Here is a 17,364-nt window from a genome sequence, read left to right on the forward strand (position 1 = left end):
CGGGCCGTCGCACGGCACCCACCCAGAGGAGGCACCGCGTGGACCTGTTCGACCTCACCGGGAAGGTCGCCGTCGTCACCGGCGGCACCCGCGGCATCGGCCTGATGATGGCCCGCGGCCTGCTCCAGGCGGGCGCGTCGGTCTACGTCAGCTCGCGCAAGCCGGAGGCCGGCGACGAGGCGGTGGCCGAGCTGTCGGCGTTCGGCCGGGTCGAGTCGATCCCCGCCGACATCAGCACCGAGGCCGAGTGCGTCCGGCTGGCCGAGGAGGTCGGCCGCCGCGAGGAGCGGGTGCACGTGCTGGTCAACAACGCCGGCGCCACCTGGGGCGAGCCGCTGGAGACCTTCCCCGCCTCGGCGTGGGACAAGGTCCTCGACCTCAACGTGAAGGCGCCGTTCTTCCTCACCCGCGCGATGCTCCCGCTGCTGGAGGCCGCGGCCACCGACGACGACCCGGCCCGCGTGGTCAACGTCGGCAGCATCGACGGGCTGCACGTGCCGGTGCTGCCGACCTACTCCTACTCCTCCAGCAAGGCCGCGGTGCACCAGCTGACCCGGCACCTCGCCAAGGAGCTCGGGCCGCGGCGGATCACCGTCAACGCCGTCGCCCCGGGCCCGTTCGAGTCGAAGATGATGGCCGCCACGCTGGCCGCCCGCGGCGACGAGATCGCCGCCAGCTCGCCGCTGGGCCGCATCGGGCGCCCCGACGACATGGCCGGCGTCGTCGTCTACCTGGCCAGCCGGGCCGGGGCGTACGTGACCGGCGCCGTCCTCCCCGTCGACGGCGGCCGCGCGACCACCCTCTGATCAGGCCGGGCGCCCCCGCGCCGGTTCGTCCCGGGCCGCGCGGGGGAGCGGGGGAGCGCTCCGGTCGGTCCGGCGGCGCCGCGGCGGCCGGTGCGCGCCCTCGGCCGGCACCCGTTCCAGGTGCGACTCCGCCAGCGCCACCTGGTGCGGCGAGCCGACCCGCCGGCCCTGCTCGCGGGCGCCGGTCCACCAGTCGCGCGCGGCCACGGTGTCGCCGGTCTGCTCGGCGATCCGGCCGAGCAGCTCGTCGTAGGCGCCGAGGCTGAACGCCGGCGTGCCGAGCACCGCCTGCCGGCCGCGGAAGGGCAGCAGCGCGACGGTGGCCATGGTGATCTCGGCCTCGTCGCCGAGGTGCAGCGCGGCCTCGGCCTGCAGCAGCGTGGCGACGTCGCTGGCCCAGTCGCGGATCTGGGTGCGGCCCCAGCGGGCGCGCAGCCGCCGGGCCTCGGCCAGGTCGCCGGACTCCGCGGCGGCCACCACGGCCATGAGCTGCAGCAGCGGGTTGCCCTCGTCGCCGGTCTCCACGAGCAGGCCGATCGCCTCGGGCAGCCGCCCGTCGCCGCGGCGCAGCGCGAACTGGTGCGCGGCGTAGGCGTGCCGCGAGTGCGGCGTGACCCGGCGGTAGAGCTCGTGCGCCTCGGTGGTCAGCTCCTCGGCCCGCGCGGCGTCGCCGGCGAGCCACGAGGCGCCCGCCTGCTGCCACAGCACGTGCGGGCGCACCTCGGGCCCCGACAGCGAGAAGGCCAGCCGGCGCCCGGCCTCCAGGTCGGCCTCGAAGCCGGCGCGGTCGGTGAGGTGCAGCCGGATCGCCGCGCGGTGCAGCCGGGCGTAGAACTCGGTGCGCCGCGGCAGGCCCCGGCCGGCCAGGGCCAGTGCCTCGTCGGTGGCGGCCAGCCGCAGCTCGGCGGCGCCGGGCCGGCCCCACACCGCGAGCGAGAAGTTGTTCAGCGTCCGGCCCAGCAGCTCCGGGTCGCCGACGCCGCGGGCCAGCGCCACCGCCCGCTCGGCGTACCGCACGCCGCGCTGCAGGTCCTCGCTGAAGGCCAGCTCCACGCCGAGGGTGCCGAGCAGGCGGGCGGTCAGCCGGTCGCGCTCGGCGTCGGTGGCCTCCGGCGCGATCTGGTCGGAGTGCTCGAGCAGCTCCTCCAGCAGCGCCACCATCTCGCCGTCGACGACGCCGTGCGGGCGCCAGTTCCACAGCGTGACCTCGCCCCAGACCGCGGCCGACTCGAGCATGCAGCGCCGGTCGCCGAGCTCGCGGGCCAGTGCCAGGGCCTCGCCCACCACCTCGTGGGCCTCGGTGCGCTGGCCGCTGCGCAGCAGGTCGTTGCCGAGCGCGGTGAGCAGGTCGTGCCGGGTGCGGGTGGCGTCGGGCGCCGAGGGGTCGAGCAGCCGCAGCGCCCGCCGGGTGTGCAGGGCGGCCTCGCCGTCGGCCAGCCGGGCCCGCGCGACACCGGCCGCCACCGACGACCAGCGCAGCCCGGACGCCGGCCCGACGACGGGCGCCGCCTCGACGAAGTGGTGCGCCAGCCGCTCGGCCAGGGCGTCGTCGGCGCGGCCGCCGGGCGCCCGCTGCTCCAGGGCCGCGCCCAGCCGGGCGTGCAGCTGGGCGCGGCGCAGCGCCGGCAGGTCGTCGGCGAGCACCTCCTGCACCAGCGCGTGGGTGAACCGCCAGCTCCACGGCGCGGACCCCTCGCCGACCAGGCCGACGGCGGCCGCGGCGTCCAGCGCGGCGAGCGCGGCCTCGGCGTCCTCCCCGGCGGCGCGCAGCAGGTCCAGCGTCACCTCGCGCCCGGCGACCGCGGCCAGCTCGAGCACCGGCCGGGCGCCGGCGGGCAGCCGCGAGAGCCGGGTGCGCAGCACCTCGACCACCGACGGCGGCACCGGCACGCGGGCCAGCGACAGGTCGCGGGCGCCGCGCATCCACCGGGTCAGCTCGACGACGAAGAACGGGTTGCCGGCGGTGCGGTCGTGCACGGTGGCGGCCAGGCGGGCGTCGCCGGCGCGGCCGAGCTGAGCGGTGAGCAGCGAGGCGACGTCGTCGGGGGCCAGGCCGCCGAGCGCGAGGGTGGTGGCGGCGGGCTCGCGGGCCAGCCGGGCCAGGCAGTCGGTGACCGCCTCGGGCAGGTCCTCCCCGACGCTGCGCACGGTCACCACGACCAGCAGCGGCACCCGCGGCAGGTGGCGGGCCAGCAGGCCGAGCAGCTGCACGGAGGTGGCGTCGGCGCCCTGCAGGTCGTCGAGGACGACGAGCACCGGGCGGGCCGCCGCGGCCGCGGCCAGCCGCGCCCGCAGCGCCTGGAACAGCCGGAACCGGGCGGCGTCGGCGTCGTCGTCGCCGTCACCGGGATCCGGCGGCTCCTGGTCCAGCTGCTCGAGCACCTGGGTCCACGGCCACAGCGGGGGCGCGCCCGCGTCGTCGGCGCAGCGGCTCTCGGCCACGGCCCACCCCGCGGCCCGGCTCATCGCGGCGACCGCCTCGGCCAGCCGGGTCTTGCCGATGCCGGCCTCGCCGCCCAGCACGACGACGGCGGGGCGCCCGGAGGCGGCGGACTCGGCGACCCCGCGCAGCCGCGCCAGCTCCTCCTGCCGGCCGACCAGCCCGTCGTCGGCCGGGGGAGCCAGCGGGGCCGGCGCGGGCGGCGGCGGGGGCACCACCGTGAGCACCGGGCGGGCGCGGCGGGCGAGGGCCGGGTCCTGCCGCAGCACGGCCCGCTCGAGCTCGCGCAGCTCGGGGCCGGGGTCGATGCCGAGCTCCTCGCGCAGCAGCTCGGTGCAGCGGCGCAGCGCGTCCAGCGCGTCGGCCTGCCGGTCGGCGGCGTACAGGGCGGTGACCAGCCGGGCCCACAGCCGCTCGCGCAGCGGGTGCTCGGCGACCAGCCGCTCGAGGTCGCTGACGGCGGCGTCGGCGCGGCCGGCGGCGAGCAGTGCGTCGCAGCGGCGTTCCCGCGCGCGGACGTGCAGCTCGGTCAGCCGGTGCCGGTCGGCCGCGCCGGGACCCTCGCCGAGCTCCGGCAGCGGCTCGCCGCGCCAGAGGTCCAGCGCCCGCTCGAGCGCGGCGACGGCGGCGGCCGGGTCGGTGTCGGCGGCGCGGTCGCCCTCCTCGACGAGCCGGGCGAAGCGCAGGCTGTCGAGGTCCTCGGGGCCGACGTCGATCCGGTAGCCGGGCGCGCGGGTGAGCAGCACCTTCGCCGGCTCGCGCGGCCCGCGCTCGGGCTCGAGCACCCGCCGCAGGTGGGAGACGTATGCCTGCAGGGTGCCGGTCACGGTGGGCGGCGGCTGCTCTCCCCAGAGCGCCTCGACGATGCGGTCGACGGCGACCACCCGTCCGGCCTCGGCGAGGAGCAGGGCCAGCAGCGCGCGCGGCTTGGCGCCGCCGACGTCGACCGGCCGCCCGTCGGGACCGGTGACCTCGAGGGGGCCGAGGACGCGGTACCGCACGACGCGGGATCGTCCCAGGTTCGCGGCCCCAGCGGGAGGGGTGCGCTCCTCTCAAGTCACGCGCAAGTGGCGGTCAAGGCGGCGTCGCCAGGGTCGTCCCCGACCCGATCACCGCCGCTCCGGACCCCCGAGGAACCCGCCATGACCCTGCCCGAGGTCGCCTCCCGCCCGCTCCCGCCGCTCCCCGCCGTCGACGACCTCCGCCTGGAGGTCCGCGGCCCCGTCCTCGCCGCCGGCGACGAGGGGCTCGCCGCGGAGGTGGCCACCTGGAACACCGCGGTCACCCACACGCCCGCGGTGGCCGTCGGGGCGGTGTGCGCCGCCGACGTCGTGGCCGCCGTCCGGTTCGCCACAGCGCACGGCCTGCCGGTCGCCGTCCAGGCCACCGGGCACGGCCCGGTCCGCAACGCCGACGGCGCGGTGCTGGTGACCACCTCGCGCATGCAGGGCGTGCGGGTCGACCCCGAGCGGCGCACCGCCCGCGTCGAGGCCGGCGTCAAGTGGGCGACGGTGCTCGCGGCCGCCGCGCCGCACGGCCTGGTCGGGCTGTGCGGCTCGTCGTCCGACGTCGGCGTCGTCGGCTACACCCTCGGCGGGGGCATCGGCCCGCTCGGCCGCCGCTTCGGCGCCGCGGCCGACTCCGTGCTGGAGATCGAGATGGTCACCGCCGACGGCGAGCTGCGCACCGTGACCGCCGAGTCCGACCCGGAGCTGTTCTGGGCCGTGCGGGGCGGCAAGGGCAGCTTCGGCATCGTGACCGCGCTGGAGTTCCGGCTGTACGCGGTGCCGGCGCTGGTCGGCGGCGGCCTGTTCTTCGCCGGCCGCGACGCCGCCTCGGTCCTGCACGCCTTCCGCACCTGGGCGCCGACCCTGCCGGAGGAGGCGAGCACGTCGGTGGCCGTGCTGCGGCTGCCGCCCCTGGAGTTCCTGCCGCCGCCGCTGCGCGGGCAGACGGTGGTGCACCTGCGCTTCCTCTACGCCGGTGACGACCCCGCGGCCGCCGCGGCCCTCGTCGAGCCGATGCGCGGCACCGGCGAGGTCCTGCTCGGCGGCATCGAGCCGCTGCCGCCGACCGCGCTGGACGCCGTCCACATGGACCCGACCGACCCGATGCCCGGCTGGGAGAAGGGCGTGCTGCTGTCGGACCTGACGGAGGAGACGGTCGACGCGCTGCTCGCCGCGGCGGGCCCGCAGGTCGAGGTGCCGCTGGCGATGGTCGAGGTGCGCCAGCTCGGCGGGGCGCTCGGCCGGCCGGGCGAGGCGCCGAGCGCGGTGTCCGGGCGCGGGGCGCCGTGGTCGGCGTTCGTGATCGGCCCGATGGTGCCGGGGCTGACCGAGGTGGTGCCGGTGGTGGGCCGGGGCGTGCTGGCCGCGCTCGGGCCGTGGACGGCGCCCGGCGCGCTGCTCAACTTCATCGGCGACGTCGACGGTCCGGCCGGCGTGCTGGCGGCGTGGGACGCGGAGACGGGGGAGCGGCTGCTCGCCGTCAAGCGCGCGGTCGACCCGGGGGACGTCTTCTCCGGGGGGCACGCCCTGCGCGGGGGCTCCGGTGCCTGAGCGCGCGCCCCGGCTGCCCCGGTCGCTGCGCCGCCGCGGCGGGATCCCGCCGTCGGTGCCGCCGCCGGACTGGACCCCGCCCGCATGATCAGCTGACCTGATCGTGCCGCGTCCTGGCTCACCTCCCACGGTGAGCCAGGACGCGCTGCGGTGAGCCAGGACGCGCTGCGGGAAGTCCGGCTGGTCGTGCGGGGTCAGTCCGGCAGCAGGACGCCGGGGTTGCAGACGCCGCGCGGGTCCAGCCGCTGCTTGACCGCGCGCAGCACGTCGACGCCGAGGGGGCCGACCTCCCGCTCCAGCCAGGGGCGGTGGTCGGCCCCGACGGCGTGGTGGTGGGTGAGCGTCCCGCCGGCGGCCAGCAGCGCGTCGGTGGCCGCCCGCTTGGCCCCGAGCCACTGCTGCAGCGGCAGGTCGTCGTCGCGGTCGGCGAGCACGGTGACGTAGAGGGACGCGCCGGTGGCGTAGCCGTGCGAGACGTGGCCCATCACCAGCGGCTGCCGCCCCGGCGCGCCGAGCGACCCGCGCAGCGCCCGCCGGACGGCGTCGTACACCGCGGGCAGCGCGCTCCACGTGGCCGCCGTCTCCAGCGTCTCCACCAGGAGCCCCGCGTCCATGAGGCGGTCGCGCAGGTAGGGCGCGGCGAACCGGTGCCGCCGCCACGACTCGCCCACCCGCCGGCCCACGCGGGCCGCGCCGTGCTCGCGCAGCACCCCGACCGCCGCGCGCCGGCGGGCGCGCACCAGCGGCGGCAGCCCCTCCCAGCCGACGACCAGCAGGCATCCCTCGGCGCGGCCGCGGGCCCGCAGCGCGCCGCGCAGCAGCCGAGCCCCGGCGCCGCCGGCGTTGAGCAGGTTGGCCCGGGTCTCCTCGGGGTCGGACAGCCGGACGACGTCGGGCAGCAGGTCGTGCCGGGCCAGCCGCTGCAGGCCGGCCAGCCCGTCCTCCCAGGTGCGGAACGACCAGCCCTCGTAGACGGCGGTCCGCGGGCGGGGCCGCACCCGCAGCCGCACCTCGGTGATCACGCCGAGCGCGCCCTCCGACCCGAGCGCGAGGCCCAGCAGGTCCGGCCCGGCCGCCGACGCCGGCGGGTGCCCGAGCTCCAGGACGCCCGACGGGGTGGCGAGGGTCAGGCCGGCCACGAGGTCGTCGAAGCGCCCCACGCCGGTCGACGCCTGCCCGGCCGAGCGCGTGGCCGCGTAGCCCCCGACGGTGGCGAACTCGAAGCTCTGCGGCAGGTGCCCGAGCGTCAGCCCGTGCTCCGCCAGCGCCTCCTCCAGCGCCGGCCCGCGCATCCCGGGACCCGCCGTGACCAGCGAGGACGCCACGTCGACGTCGGACACCGACGCCATGCGGGACAGGTCGACCGACAGCGACGGACGGTCGTCGGGGTCGACGCCGGCCAGCCCGCCGACCACGCTCGTGCCGCCGCCGAAGGGCACGACGACGACGTCCCGCTCGCTGCACAGCGCCAGCAGCGCCGCGGTCTCGGCGGTGCTCCCGGGCAGCGCGACGGCGTCGGGGGCGTCGGAGGCGTCGCCGCCGCGGCGGCGCAGCAGGTCCAGGTAGCTCTTGCCGCCCGCGCGGCGCAGCCGGGACTCGCGGTCGGTGCGCACGTGCTCCCCGCCGAGGAGGGCGACGAGCGCGGCGTGCACGTCCTCGGGCAGCCGGGACGGCGCCAGCCGGATGTCGCCGACGGCGACCGGCGGGGTGGCGCGCGGCGTCCAGCCCAGCTCGCGGGCGAGGTGCCGGCGGGCCGCCTTCGGCAGCGGCAGCTCCGGGTCGCGGGTGAGCTCCAGGCCGCCCCCGGTCTCCTCCGCCCCCTCCCCGGCGTCGGCCACGGTGGCCACGCGGGAGCTGCCGGGCCCCCATCCCTGGATGGTCAGTTCCGGCTGCTCGGGCACGGCTACAGTCTGCCGGTGCTCCGCCCGGGACCCCGCACGTGACCGGCCCGGCCCCGCGCGGTCCCGACCTCACCCCGGCCCGCCGCGCGGCCGACCTCGAGGCGCTGACCAGCACCGACGTCGACGTCGTGGTCGTCGGCGGGGGAGTGACCGGCGCCGGCGTGGCACTCGACGCCGCGGCGCGCGGCCTGTCGGTGGCGCTGCTGGAGCGGGCCGACCTCGCCGCCGGCACCAGCCGCTGGTCGAGCAAGCTCGTGCACGGCGGGCTCCGGTACCTGGCGCACGGGGAGATCGGGCTGGCGCGGGAGAGCGCCCGCGAGCGCGCCGTCCTCATGCGCACCACCGCGCCGCACCTGGTGCGGGCGCTCCCGTTCCTCGTGCCCGACGCCGCCGGCCGCGACGTCAGCGCCGTCGGAGCGCTCGGCGGCCGGCTCGGCGACGCGGTGCGCCGCTCGGTGCGGGGCGGCCCGGGCTCGCTGCCGGGGACCCGGCGGGTGGGCGCGGCCGAGGTCGCGCGGCTGACGCCCGCCGTCGTGCCCGGCCGCGGCGGCGCCGTGTTCTGGGACGGGCAGCTGTCCGACGACGCCCGGCTGGTCGTGGCGCTGGCCCGCACGGCCGCCGCGCACGGCGCGCGGGTGCTCACCGGCGCGCGGGTCACCGGCGTCGACGGGCGCGAGGTGTCCGCCGTCGTCGACGGGACGCCGGTGACGCTGCGCGCCGGCGCCGTGGTCAACGCGACCGGCGTGTGGGCGCAGGCGCTCGCGCCGGGGATCCGGCTGGCGCCCTCCCGCGGCTCGCACCTGGTGGTCCGCGCCGGCCGGCTCGGCGACCCGCTCGCCGCCCTCACCGTGCCGCTGCCCGGCTCCCGGTCCCGGTACGTGTTCGCGCTCCCGCAGCCGGGCGGGCTGGTGTACCTGGGGCTCACCGACGAGCCGGTCGACGGGCCGGTCCCCGACGACGACCCGCTGCCGTCGGACGCCGAGGTGGACCAGCTGCTCGGCACGGTCAACCGGGTTCTCGCGGTGCCGCTGACCCGCGACGACGTCGTCGGGGCCTACGCGGGGCTGCGGCCGCTGGTGCTGCCGGAGTCGGCCGGGACCGGGCCCGGCGACGCCACCGCCGACCTCTCGCGCCGGCACCTGCTGCGCTGGGACGGACCGGTCCTCTCCCTGGTCGGCGGGAAGCTCACCACCTACCGGGCGATGGCCGCCGAGGCCGTCGACGCCGTCGTCGCGCGGCTGGGCCGGGGCGCCCGCCGCTCGCCGACCGCGCGGCTGCCGCTGGTGGGCGCCGCCTCGCCGGCGGAACTGGCCCGCGTGGCCGCGCCCGCCCGGCTGGTGACCCGCTACGGCACCGAGGCCCCGCGGGTGGCCGCGCTCGGCGCCGAGCCGGTGGTCGAGGGCCGCCCGGAGACGGTCGGCGAACTGCGCTTCGGCGCGCTGGCCGAGGGGGCGCGCACGGTGGCCGACCTGCTGGACCGCCGGGTGCGCCTGGGACTGGTCGCCGCCGACCGCGAGCGCGCCGTCGCTGCCGCGGAGCACGCCCTGGGCGAGGCATAGGAAGCATTCCGCACGTATCGAGGCGCGGGACGTGCGGATAGCTTCCTCTGCCTCCGTCCCACCACATGGGAACGCCGTTTCGCAGAGTGGGACGGCGGGCGCAGGATGGCCGGAGTGGACACCTACACGCACGGCCACGCCGAGCCGGTGCTGCAGTCGCACCGGTGGCGCACCGCGGAGAACTCGGCGGCGTACCTGCTCCCGCACCTGCGTCCCGGCCTCGACCTGCTCGACGTCGGCTGCGGGCCGGGCACGATCACCGTCGACCTCGCCCGCCGGGTGGCGCCGGGCCGGGTGCTCGGCCTCGACGTCTCGGCCGACCCGCTCGACGAGGCGCGGGCGCTCGCGGCCCGCGAGGGCGTCGCGGTGACCTTCGCCGTCGGCGACGTGTACGCCCTCGACCTGCCGGACGACTCGGTCGACGTCGTGCACGCCCACCAGGTGCTCCAGCACCTGACCGACCCGGTGGCGGCGCTGCGCGAGATGGCGCGGGTGTGCCGGCCCGGCGGGCTGCTCGCCGTCCGCGACGTCGACTACGCCGCCACCACCTGGTTCCCGGCCGACCCGGGCCTCGACCGCTGGCTGGAGCTCTACGGCCGCGTGGCCCGCGCCAACGACGCCGAGCCCGACGCCGGGCGGCGGCTGCTGTCCTGGGCGCACGCCGCGGGCCTGCGCGACGTCACCGCGTCAGCGTCGTCGTGGTGCTACGCCTCGGCGGCCGAACGGGAGTGGTGGGGCCGCTCCTGGGCCGGCCGCGCGACGGCGTCGGCGTTCGCGGAGCAGGCCGTGGCGTACGGCCTGGCCACGCGGGACGAGCTCGGCGAGCTCGCCGCCGCGTGGCTGCGGTGGGCCGCCGCGGACGACGGCTGGCTCGGCATGCTGCACGGCGAGCTGCTCGTCCGCGGGTGAGCGCCCGGGAGCGGGGACGGCCGTCCCCGCTCCCGGCGCGTCAGCCCTGCCGGGCGGCGTTGGCCTGGACGGCGGTGCTCACCCACTGCGCCAGGCCCGGTGCCACGGCCTCGTAGGTGGCGGTGAACCGCTCGTCCTCGACGTACATCCGGCCGAGCGCCGCGTGCATCTCCGGCGGGCAGTCGTAGAACCACCGGCAGACCTGCTGCCGCGCCTCCTCGGCGAGGTCCATGCCCGGCGCCGAGTCCGGCGCGACGCCGTCCCCCAGCGCCCGCGCCATCCGCGCGGTGAGGTCCTCGCCCTCGGCCGTGATCCGGAGCCAGTCCTCCTTGGTGTAGGCCGCGGTGCGCCGCGAGGACTCGCGGTAGGCGTCGGTGTCGCCCCACCGCTCCTGCACCTCGGCCTCGTACCGCTCCGGGTCGTGCTCGCCGAACACCTCAAACCGCTCCTCGGGGGTCAGTGCGATCCCCATCGACCTCGCCTCCATCTCCTTCTCGACGGCCGCGACCATCGCCCGCGTCCGCTCCAGCCGGTCCCGCAGCAGCCGGTGCTGCCGGCGCAGGTGCGCCGCGGGGTCGGCGGACGGGTCGTCGAGCAGCGCCGCGACCTCCTCGAGGGGGAACCCGAGCTCGCGGTAGAGCAGCACCCGGTGCAGCCGGTCCAGGTCCGCCGCCGAGTAGCGGCGGTAACCGGCCGCGGTGCGTCCCGACGGCGACAGCAGGCCGATCCGGTCGTAGTGGTGCAGCGTGCGCACCGTGACGCCGGCCAGCGCCGCCACCTCGCCCACGTTCATCCCGGGTCCCTCCTCCCTGACGGCGACGAGTGCACAGCCTGACGTCGCGTCAGGGTCAAGCGCGATCCCCGGACGGCGGGGGAGCGGTGGCTGGGCGAGGATGCCCGGGTGGCCGCTGAGGACGTCTCCCCCGAGGACCCCTTCCCCCGGCAGCGGGCGACCGTCCGCGGCACGGAGATGGCCTACGTGGACGTCGGCGAGGGGGATCCGGTCGTCTTCCTGCACGGCAACCCGACGTCGTCCTACCTGTGGCGCAACGTCGTGCCGCTCGTGCGGCACCTCGGCCGGTGCATCGCGCCGGACCTGGTCGGGATGGGGGAGTCGGGCAAGCTCCCGCACCCGCGGCGGGGCACCTACTCCTTCGCCACCCACGCGGAGCACCTGGCGGAGTTCCTCGACGCCGTCGGCGTGCACCGGCGGGTCACCTTCGTGCTGCACGACTGGGGCTCGGCGCTGGGCTTCGACTGGGCCGCCCGGCACCCCGAGCAGGTGCGCGGGCTGGCCTTCACCGAGGCGATCGTCACCCCGATGACCTGGGCGGACTGGCCGGCCGACGCGCGCGGCATCTTCCGCACGATGCGCGGCGACGACGGGGAGACCGTCGTGCTGGACAAGAACGTCTTCGTCGAGCGGATCCTCCCGGCCTCCACCCTGCGCGGCCTGAGCCCGGAGGCGCACGAGCGCTACCGGGCGCCCTTCCGCGAGCGCGAGGACCGCTGGCCCACCCTCGAGTGGCCCCGGCAGATCCCGCTGGACAACGTGCCGCCGCTGGTCCGCGACGTCGTCGCGCGGTACGGCGTGTGGCTGCGCGGCAGCGCCGTCCCGAAGCTCTTCCTGAACGCCGAGCCGGGCTCGATCCTGGTCGGCCGGCAGCGCGCCCTGGTCCGGAAGTGGCCGGCGGTGACCGAGGTGACCGTGCCGGGCTCGCACTTCGTGCCCGAGGACTCCCCGCACGCCATCGGGCGGGCCCTCGCCGACTGGATCCCCACCCTGCCCTGACCCCGATCCGGCCCGGGACCGGGTCGCCCGCTCTTCCCGCACCGTTCACCGGGAGCGGGCCGCGCCGTCGACCTGCGCTCTCCCTGGGCCACCCACGCTGACGGCGTGCGCGTGGCAGTGGTCACCGAGTCCTTCCTCCCGCAGGTCAACGGCGTCACCAACAGCGTCCTGCGCGTCTGCGAGCAGATGCGGCGGCACGGCGCGCAGGTGCTCGTCGTCGCGCCCGGCCCCGGCCCCGGGGAGTACGCCGGGGCGACCGTCGTCCGGTCCCCGTCGTTCGCGCTCCCGCGCTACGCGGGCTTCCGCGTCGGGCGCCCCTGGCCGGGACTCGGGCGGGTCCTGCGCGAGTTCGCCCCCGACGTCGTCCACCTCGCGAGCCCGGCGGCGCTCGGGGCCTCGGCCGCGCGGGTCGCCCGCCGCCTCGACGTGCCCGTCGTGGCCGTCCACCAGACCGACCTCGTCGGCTTCGCCGCCCGCTACGGCCTGCCCGGCGTCGGCCGCATGGTGTGGGCGGGCCTGCGGCCGGTGTACGCCGGCGCCGCGGCGACCCTCGTCCCCAGCCGCCCGGTGGCCGACGAGCTGCGCGCCCGCGGCGTGCCGCGCGTGCGGCTGTGGGCCCGCGGCGTCGACTCCGCCGCCTTCTCACCCGCCCGCCGCGACCCCGAACTGCGCGCCCGCCTCGCGCCGGGCGGCGAGGTGGTCGTCGGCTACGTGGGCCGGCTCGCCGCGGAGAAGGAGCTGCACCTGCTCGCGGGCCTGGACCGGGTGCCCGGCGTCCGGCTCGTGCTCGTCGGCGACGGCCCGCAGCGCGAGCGGCTGGAGCGGGCGCTGCCCGGCGCGGTGTTCGCGGGCTTCCGCGGCGGCGCGGAGCTCGGCGCCTGGACCGCCTCGCTCGACGTCTTCGTCCACCCCGGCTCGTCGGAGACCTTCTGCCAGGCGGCGCAGGAGGCGCTGGCCAGCGGCGTCCCGGTGGTCGCCCCGGCCGCCGGCGGGCCGCTCGACGTGGTCACCGCCGGCCGGACCGGCCTGTTCTTCCGCCCCGGGTCGGCGGCCGACCTGCGGGCGCAGGTGACCCGGCTGGTGGCCGAGCCGGACACCCGCGCCTGGATGTCCCGCGCCGCGCGGGCGAGCGTGCGCGGCCGCACCTGGGACTCCCTCGGCGACCAGCTGCTCGGCCACTACACCGACGCGCTCGCCGGCCGCGCCGCCGCGCCCGCCGCCCCGGAGCGCGTCGCGTGAGCCGGGTCGTGCAGGTGGCCAACTTCGTCACCCCCACCTCCGGTGGCCTGCGCACCGCGCTCGCCTCCCTCGCCGCCGGGTACGCGGCCGCCGGCCACGAGGTGGTGCAGGTGGTCCCCGGCCCGCGCGCGGCGACCGAGGACACCCCCTGGGGACGGCGGGTGCAGCTGCCCGGCGTCCCGCTGCCGGGCACCGGCTACCGGCTGCTGCGCCCGGCGCCGGTGCTCGCGGCGCTGGCGGACCTGGCGCCCGACCGTGTCGAGCTGCACGACCGCACCACCCTGCGCGCGGTGGCCGGCTGGTCCCGCGACCGCGGCGTCCCGGCGCTGGTGGTCAGCCACGAGCGGCTCGACCGGTGGCTGCGGCAGTGGCTGCCGGCCGCACCCGGCGTACCGCGGGCGGCCGACCGGCTCGCCGACCGCGCCAACGCCGCGCTGGCCGCCGCCGGCCGCGTCGTCTGCACGACCGACTGGGCGGCCGAGGAGTACCGCCGGGTCGGGGCGCCGGTGACCGTGGTGCCGCTCGGCGTCGACCTCGGCACGTTCACGCCCGCCCGCGCCGACGCCGGCCACCGGCGCGACGGCGGGGTGCTGCTGGTGACCGCCACCCGGCTGTCGCGGGAGAAGCGCCCCGACCTCGCCGTCGCCGCCACGGCGGAGCTCGCCCGCCGCGGCCTGCCGGTGCGGCTGCTGGTCGCCGGCGACGGGCCCGCGCGCCGGGCGCTGGCCCGCCGCGCCGCGGGCTCGCCGGTCACGCTCCTCGGGCACGTGCCGGGCCGGGCCGCGCTGGCGGGGCTGCTCGGGGCCGCCGACGTGGTGCTCGCGCCCGGGCCCGTGGAGACGTTCGGCCTGGCCGCGCTGGAGGCGCTGGCCTGCGGCACGCCGGTCGTGGTGTCCGCGGACTCCGCGCTGCCGTCGGTGGCCGGGCCGGCCGGGACGGCCGCCGCCGGCACCGCGGCCGCGCTGGCCGACGCCGTCGAGGCGCTGCTCGCGGAGGACCCGGGCGTGCGCCGCGAGCGGGCCCGGCGGCGCGCCGAGCGGTTCCCGTGGACGGCGACGGTGGCGGGGTTCCTCGCCGCGCACGGCCTCGCGGCGCGGGAGCGGGCGGCATGAGGATCGCGGCGCTCGGCGACAGCACCAGCTGCGGGGAGGGCGTCGGTGTGCGGGTGCCGGTCGCCCGCACCTGGCCGGCGGTGCTCGCCGCCGCCGTCCCGGGCGCCCGGCTGACCCTGCTGGCACGGGCCGGCGCCCGCGTCCGCGACGTGCGCGCCGGCCAGCTGGCCGCCGCCGTCGCCGGGGCGCCCGACGTGGCCACCGTGCTCGCCGGGCTCAACGACGTCGCGCGGTCCGACCTGGACCCCGCCGCGCTGGCCGACGACCTCGGTGCCGTCGTCTCCGGGCTGCGCGCCGCCGGGGCCGTCGTCGTCCTCGGCCGGCTCCACGACCCCGGCCGGGTGCTGCCGCTGCCGGCGGGGGTGCGGGCCGCCGTCCGCGGGCGGGTGGGCGCGGTGAACGCCGCGGTCGACGCGGCGGCGGCCGACCCCGGCGTGCTGGTGCTGGACCTCGCGGCGGTGCCGTCGGTCACCGACCGCCGGGCCTGGGACGTCGACAGGCTGCACCCCACCGCGGCGCTGCACGCCCGGATCGCCGCGGCCGCGGGCGCGCTGCTCACCGCGGCCGGCCTGCCGGTCCGGGTGCCGGACCCGCCGCCGCTGCCGCCGACTCCCGGCCCGGCGCGCGAGCTCGCCTGGGCGGCGCGCCACGGGCTGCCGTGGGTGGCCGCGCACCTCACCGGCCTGGTGGCCGCCGCCCGCGAGCTGGGCGACCCCCGGGTCGCCGGCTCCGCGCGCGACGGCGAGGCGGCGCCCGGCGGAGGACCGGGGGTCTGGCCAGCGCGGGTCAGCGGCGGGAGCGCTTGACCGCGTACATCGCGGCGTCGGCCCGGCTGAGCAGCGTGTCGGGGGTGTCGCCGGCGCGGGAGAGCGCCAGGCCGGTGCTCGAGCGCAGCGCCGGGCCGCCGTCCGCGGGGGAGGCGAGCGCGGCGGACAGCCGGTCGGCGAGCCCGCGCGCGGCCGTCTCCGTCGCCGTCGCGGGACAGAGGACGACGAACTCGTCGCCGCCGATGCGGGCCACCGTGTCGCCCGGGCGGACGACGGAGGTCAGCGCGGCGGCCATCCGCAGCAGGGCGGCGTCACCCGCGGCGTGGCCCAGGGTGTCGTTGACCTGCTTGAACCCGTCCAGGTCGCAGTAGAGGACCGCCGCGGGCAGCCCCTCGCGGTCCTGCACCCGCAGCGCCTGCTCCATGCGGTCGAGCAGCAGCGCCCGGTTGGGCAGGCCGGTGAGCGCGTCGTGCAGGGCGGCCTCGCGCAGCCGGGCCTCGAGCTCGACCTGCGCGGTCACGTCCATCATCGCCACGACCGCGCCGGTGGGGCGGCCGGCGTCGTCGCGGACCCGCGTCCCCGACGCGCTCAGCACGCGCAGCGGGTGCCCGGGCCGGTCGATCGCCATGTGCGCGTCGCGCACCCGGCCCTCGGTGTAGACGCGGGCCAGCGGCACCTCCGCCAGCGCCAGCCGGCGGCCGTCGGGGGTGCAGAGCCCGAAGCGCTCGACGACGTCCTCGGTGAGCTGCGCGCCGGCCGGCCGGTCGGCGTACTCCTCGGGCAGGCCGTGCCACTGCCGGCCGAGCCGGTTGAACAGGGTGATCCGCCCGTCGGCGTCCGCGGCCACCACGCCGACCGGCAGGGCCTCGAGCAGTGCCCGGGTGAATGCCTCCGACCGCGCGGCGTGCGCCGCCGCGGCCTGCGCCTGGTCGCGGTCGGCGGCCCGGGCGGCGGCGAGGACGGCGAGCTGCCGGGCCTGGCGGCTGCGCTGGAACAGGGCGACGACGACGCCGGCGAGGTCGGCCAGCCGGTCGCCGGCGTCGGCCGGGAAGGCGTGCGGAGCGGTGCCGAAGACGCACAGGGTGCCGACGACGATCCCGTCGACGACCAGCGGCGCGCTGGCGTAGGCGCGCACCGCCGCCCGCCGGCCGTCGACCCACGGGTTGCCCGCGTAGCGGGGCTCGGCGGCGAGGTCCCCGTACACCCGCACGCGCGGGCCCTCGGCCGTCATCACCGCGCACAGCGACTCCTCGGCCGGCGAGGAGCAGCCGAGGAACCCGTGCGGCACGAGCTGGTGCTGCTCGCAGGCGTCGAGCAGGTTGAGCGTCGCGCACGGCACGCCGGTGACCGCGGCGGCCACCCGCACGACGGCGGCGAGCTCGGCGTCGCGGCCGAGCTCGGCGAGGTCGAGGACGCCGGTGGCGCGGTCGGGGGTCGTGGTCGTGCTCATGGCCCTGACAACGGCCGTTGCGGGACCGGTCCGCAGGAGCCGCGGCCGCGCCGTCCCCCGATCAGGTGAGGACGCGGACGGTCTCCACGGCGGCCACCACGGCGAAGACGACGAACAGCACCGCCGCCGCGCGGCGGATGAGCGCCACCGGCAGCCGGTCGGCCAGCGCCTTGCCGAGGAACACCGCGAGCGCCGAGACGGTGAGCAGCGCCGCCCACGCCCCGATGAAGACCGACACGGGGGAGTCCAGGCGCGCGGCCAGCCCCGCGGTGGCCAGCTGCGAGAGGTCGCCCCACTCGGCGGCGAACAGCACGCCGAAGGAGACCGCGGCCGCCCGCAGGAACGACGTCCGCTCCCGGGTGTCGGCGGCCTCCCCGCCGTCCTCGGGGCCCTCCGCCGCGCTGCGCCACAGCAGCACCGCGCCGACGAGGAACAGCACCGCGACGACCCCGCTGACCAGCGCCTGGGGGAGGAGGGACAGCAGGCTGCCGGCGGTCACCGCGATGGCCACCTGCAGGCCGAAGGCGGTGCCCACGCCGACGAACACCGGCAGCGGCGGGAACCGGGTGGCGAGCACCAGGCTGGCGAACAGCGTCTTGTCCGGCAGCTCCACCGGCAGGACGAGGACGAACGCCGTCGCGACGACGGTCAGGACGATCACGGGCTGGCTCTCTTCCGCTCGGCACCGCCGGGCGGGGGCGCGCGCCTCCGACCGGCAGCGCGCACGACTGCTCCGGTCGAAGGTCTCGCCCACCCGCGCTCGCGCACGGGCCCGCTGACCGGGCCGCCCCCGGGGGGACGTGCCAGCGTGTCGACCAGCGGACGGGGGGG

The 17,364-nt window shown here is 78.7% G+C and carries 13 protein-coding genes; 8 read left to right on the forward strand and 5 right to left on the reverse strand.

Going from position 1 to position 17,364, the window contains the following annotated elements:
* Nucleotides 1-38: 38 nt before the first annotated feature.
* Nucleotides 39-806: an SDR family oxidoreductase gene (locus tag WA616_RS22355; protein WP_073417804.1), complete on the forward strand. Its 768-nt coding sequence runs from the start codon at nt 39-41 to the stop codon at nt 804-806.
* Here the strand turns inward: WA616_RS22355 and WA616_RS22360 are convergent, their stop codons facing one another.
* On the reverse strand, nt 807-4,247 hold the full coding sequence (locus tag WA616_RS22360) for a BTAD domain-containing putative transcriptional regulator (RefSeq protein ID WP_336033305.1): 3,441 nt from the start codon (nt 4,245-4,247) through the stop codon (nt 807-809).
* A 141-nt stretch (nt 4,248-4,388) separates the two neighbouring features.
* On the opposite strand from WA616_RS22360, the gene WA616_RS22365 reads away from it, so the two are divergent.
* Nucleotides 4,389-5,804 carry an FAD-binding oxidoreductase gene (locus WA616_RS22365; RefSeq protein ID WP_336033306.1) on the forward strand — a complete coding sequence of 472 codons (1,416 nt, stop codon included), beginning with the start codon at nt 4,389-4,391 and terminating at the stop codon, nt 5,802-5,804.
* 194 nt (nt 5,805-5,998) lie between these two features.
* Here WA616_RS22365 and WA616_RS22370 read toward each other — a convergent pair whose 3' ends face one another.
* Nucleotides 5,999-7,705: an FAD-binding oxidoreductase gene (locus WA616_RS22370; protein WP_336033307.1), complete on the reverse strand. Its 1,707-nt coding sequence runs from the start codon at nt 7,703-7,705 to the stop codon at nt 5,999-6,001.
* 38 nt (nt 7,706-7,743) lie between these two features.
* On the opposite strand from WA616_RS22370, the gene WA616_RS22375 reads away from it, so the two are divergent.
* Both WA616_RS22375 and WA616_RS22380 read left to right on the forward strand, forming a co-directional pair.
* The gene (locus WA616_RS22375) at nt 7,744-9,264 is read left to right on the forward strand and encodes a glycerol-3-phosphate dehydrogenase/oxidase (RefSeq protein WP_336033308.1); all 1,521 of its coding nucleotides are present in this window, start codon (nt 7,744-7,746) and stop codon (nt 9,262-9,264) included.
* Nucleotides 9,265-9,369: 105 nt separating this feature from the next.
* Nucleotides 9,370-10,173, forward strand: a complete 804-nt coding sequence (locus tag WA616_RS22380) for a methyltransferase domain-containing protein (RefSeq protein ID WP_442902019.1) — start codon at nt 9,370-9,372, stop codon at nt 10,171-10,173.
* Between the two features lie 40 nt (nt 10,174-10,213).
* Here WA616_RS22380 and WA616_RS22385 read toward each other — a convergent pair whose 3' ends face one another.
* Nucleotides 10,214-10,966 carry a MerR family transcriptional regulator gene (locus tag WA616_RS22385; RefSeq protein ID WP_336033312.1) on the reverse strand — a complete coding sequence of 251 codons (753 nt, stop codon included), beginning with the start codon at nt 10,964-10,966 and terminating at the stop codon, nt 10,214-10,216.
* Nucleotides 10,967-11,074: 108 nt separating this feature from the next.
* On the opposite strand from WA616_RS22385, the gene WA616_RS22390 reads away from it, so the two are divergent.
* From WA616_RS22390 to WA616_RS22405, 4 genes are all read left to right on the forward strand, one after another.
* Nucleotides 11,075-11,965, forward strand: a complete 891-nt coding sequence (locus WA616_RS22390; protein ID WP_336033313.1) for a haloalkane dehalogenase — start codon at nt 11,075-11,077, stop codon at nt 11,963-11,965.
* Between the two features lie 105 nt (nt 11,966-12,070).
* Entirely contained in the window at nt 12,071-13,204 is a 1,134-nt protein-coding gene (locus WA616_RS22395; protein WP_336033315.1) for a glycosyltransferase family 4 protein, read from the forward strand.
* Nucleotides 13,201-14,316, forward strand: a complete 1,116-nt coding sequence (locus WA616_RS22400; protein ID WP_336033316.1) for a glycosyltransferase — start codon at nt 13,201-13,203, stop codon at nt 14,314-14,316. Before WA616_RS22395 ends, WA616_RS22400 begins: the two co-directional genes overlap by 4 nt.
* Nucleotides 14,313-15,122, forward strand: coding sequence for a GDSL-type esterase/lipase family protein (locus WA616_RS22405; RefSeq protein WP_336033318.1), 810 nt, complete (start codon nt 14,313-14,315; stop codon nt 15,120-15,122). Before WA616_RS22400 ends, WA616_RS22405 begins: the two co-directional genes overlap by 4 nt.
* On the opposite strand, the gene WA616_RS22410 is transcribed toward WA616_RS22405, so the two are convergent.
* The gene (locus WA616_RS22410) at nt 15,103-16,533 is read right to left on the reverse strand and encodes a diguanylate cyclase domain-containing protein (RefSeq protein WP_336033320.1); all 1,431 of its coding nucleotides are present in this window, start codon (nt 16,531-16,533) and stop codon (nt 15,103-15,105) included. The genes WA616_RS22405 and WA616_RS22410 overlap by 20 nt on opposite strands.
* A 61-nt stretch (nt 16,534-16,594) precedes the next feature.
* Complete coding sequence (locus WA616_RS22415) at nt 16,595-17,194, reverse strand: TMEM165/GDT1 family protein (RefSeq protein WP_336033321.1); 600 nt, start codon at nt 17,192-17,194, stop codon at nt 16,595-16,597.
* Between the last annotated feature and the right edge of the window lie 170 nt (nt 17,195-17,364).

Origin of the sequence: Geodermatophilus sp. FMUSA9-8 (assembly GCF_037034165.1) — a bacterium.
GTDB classification, from domain to species: Bacteria; Actinomycetota; Actinomycetes; order Mycobacteriales; family Geodermatophilaceae; genus Geodermatophilus; species Geodermatophilus nigrescens.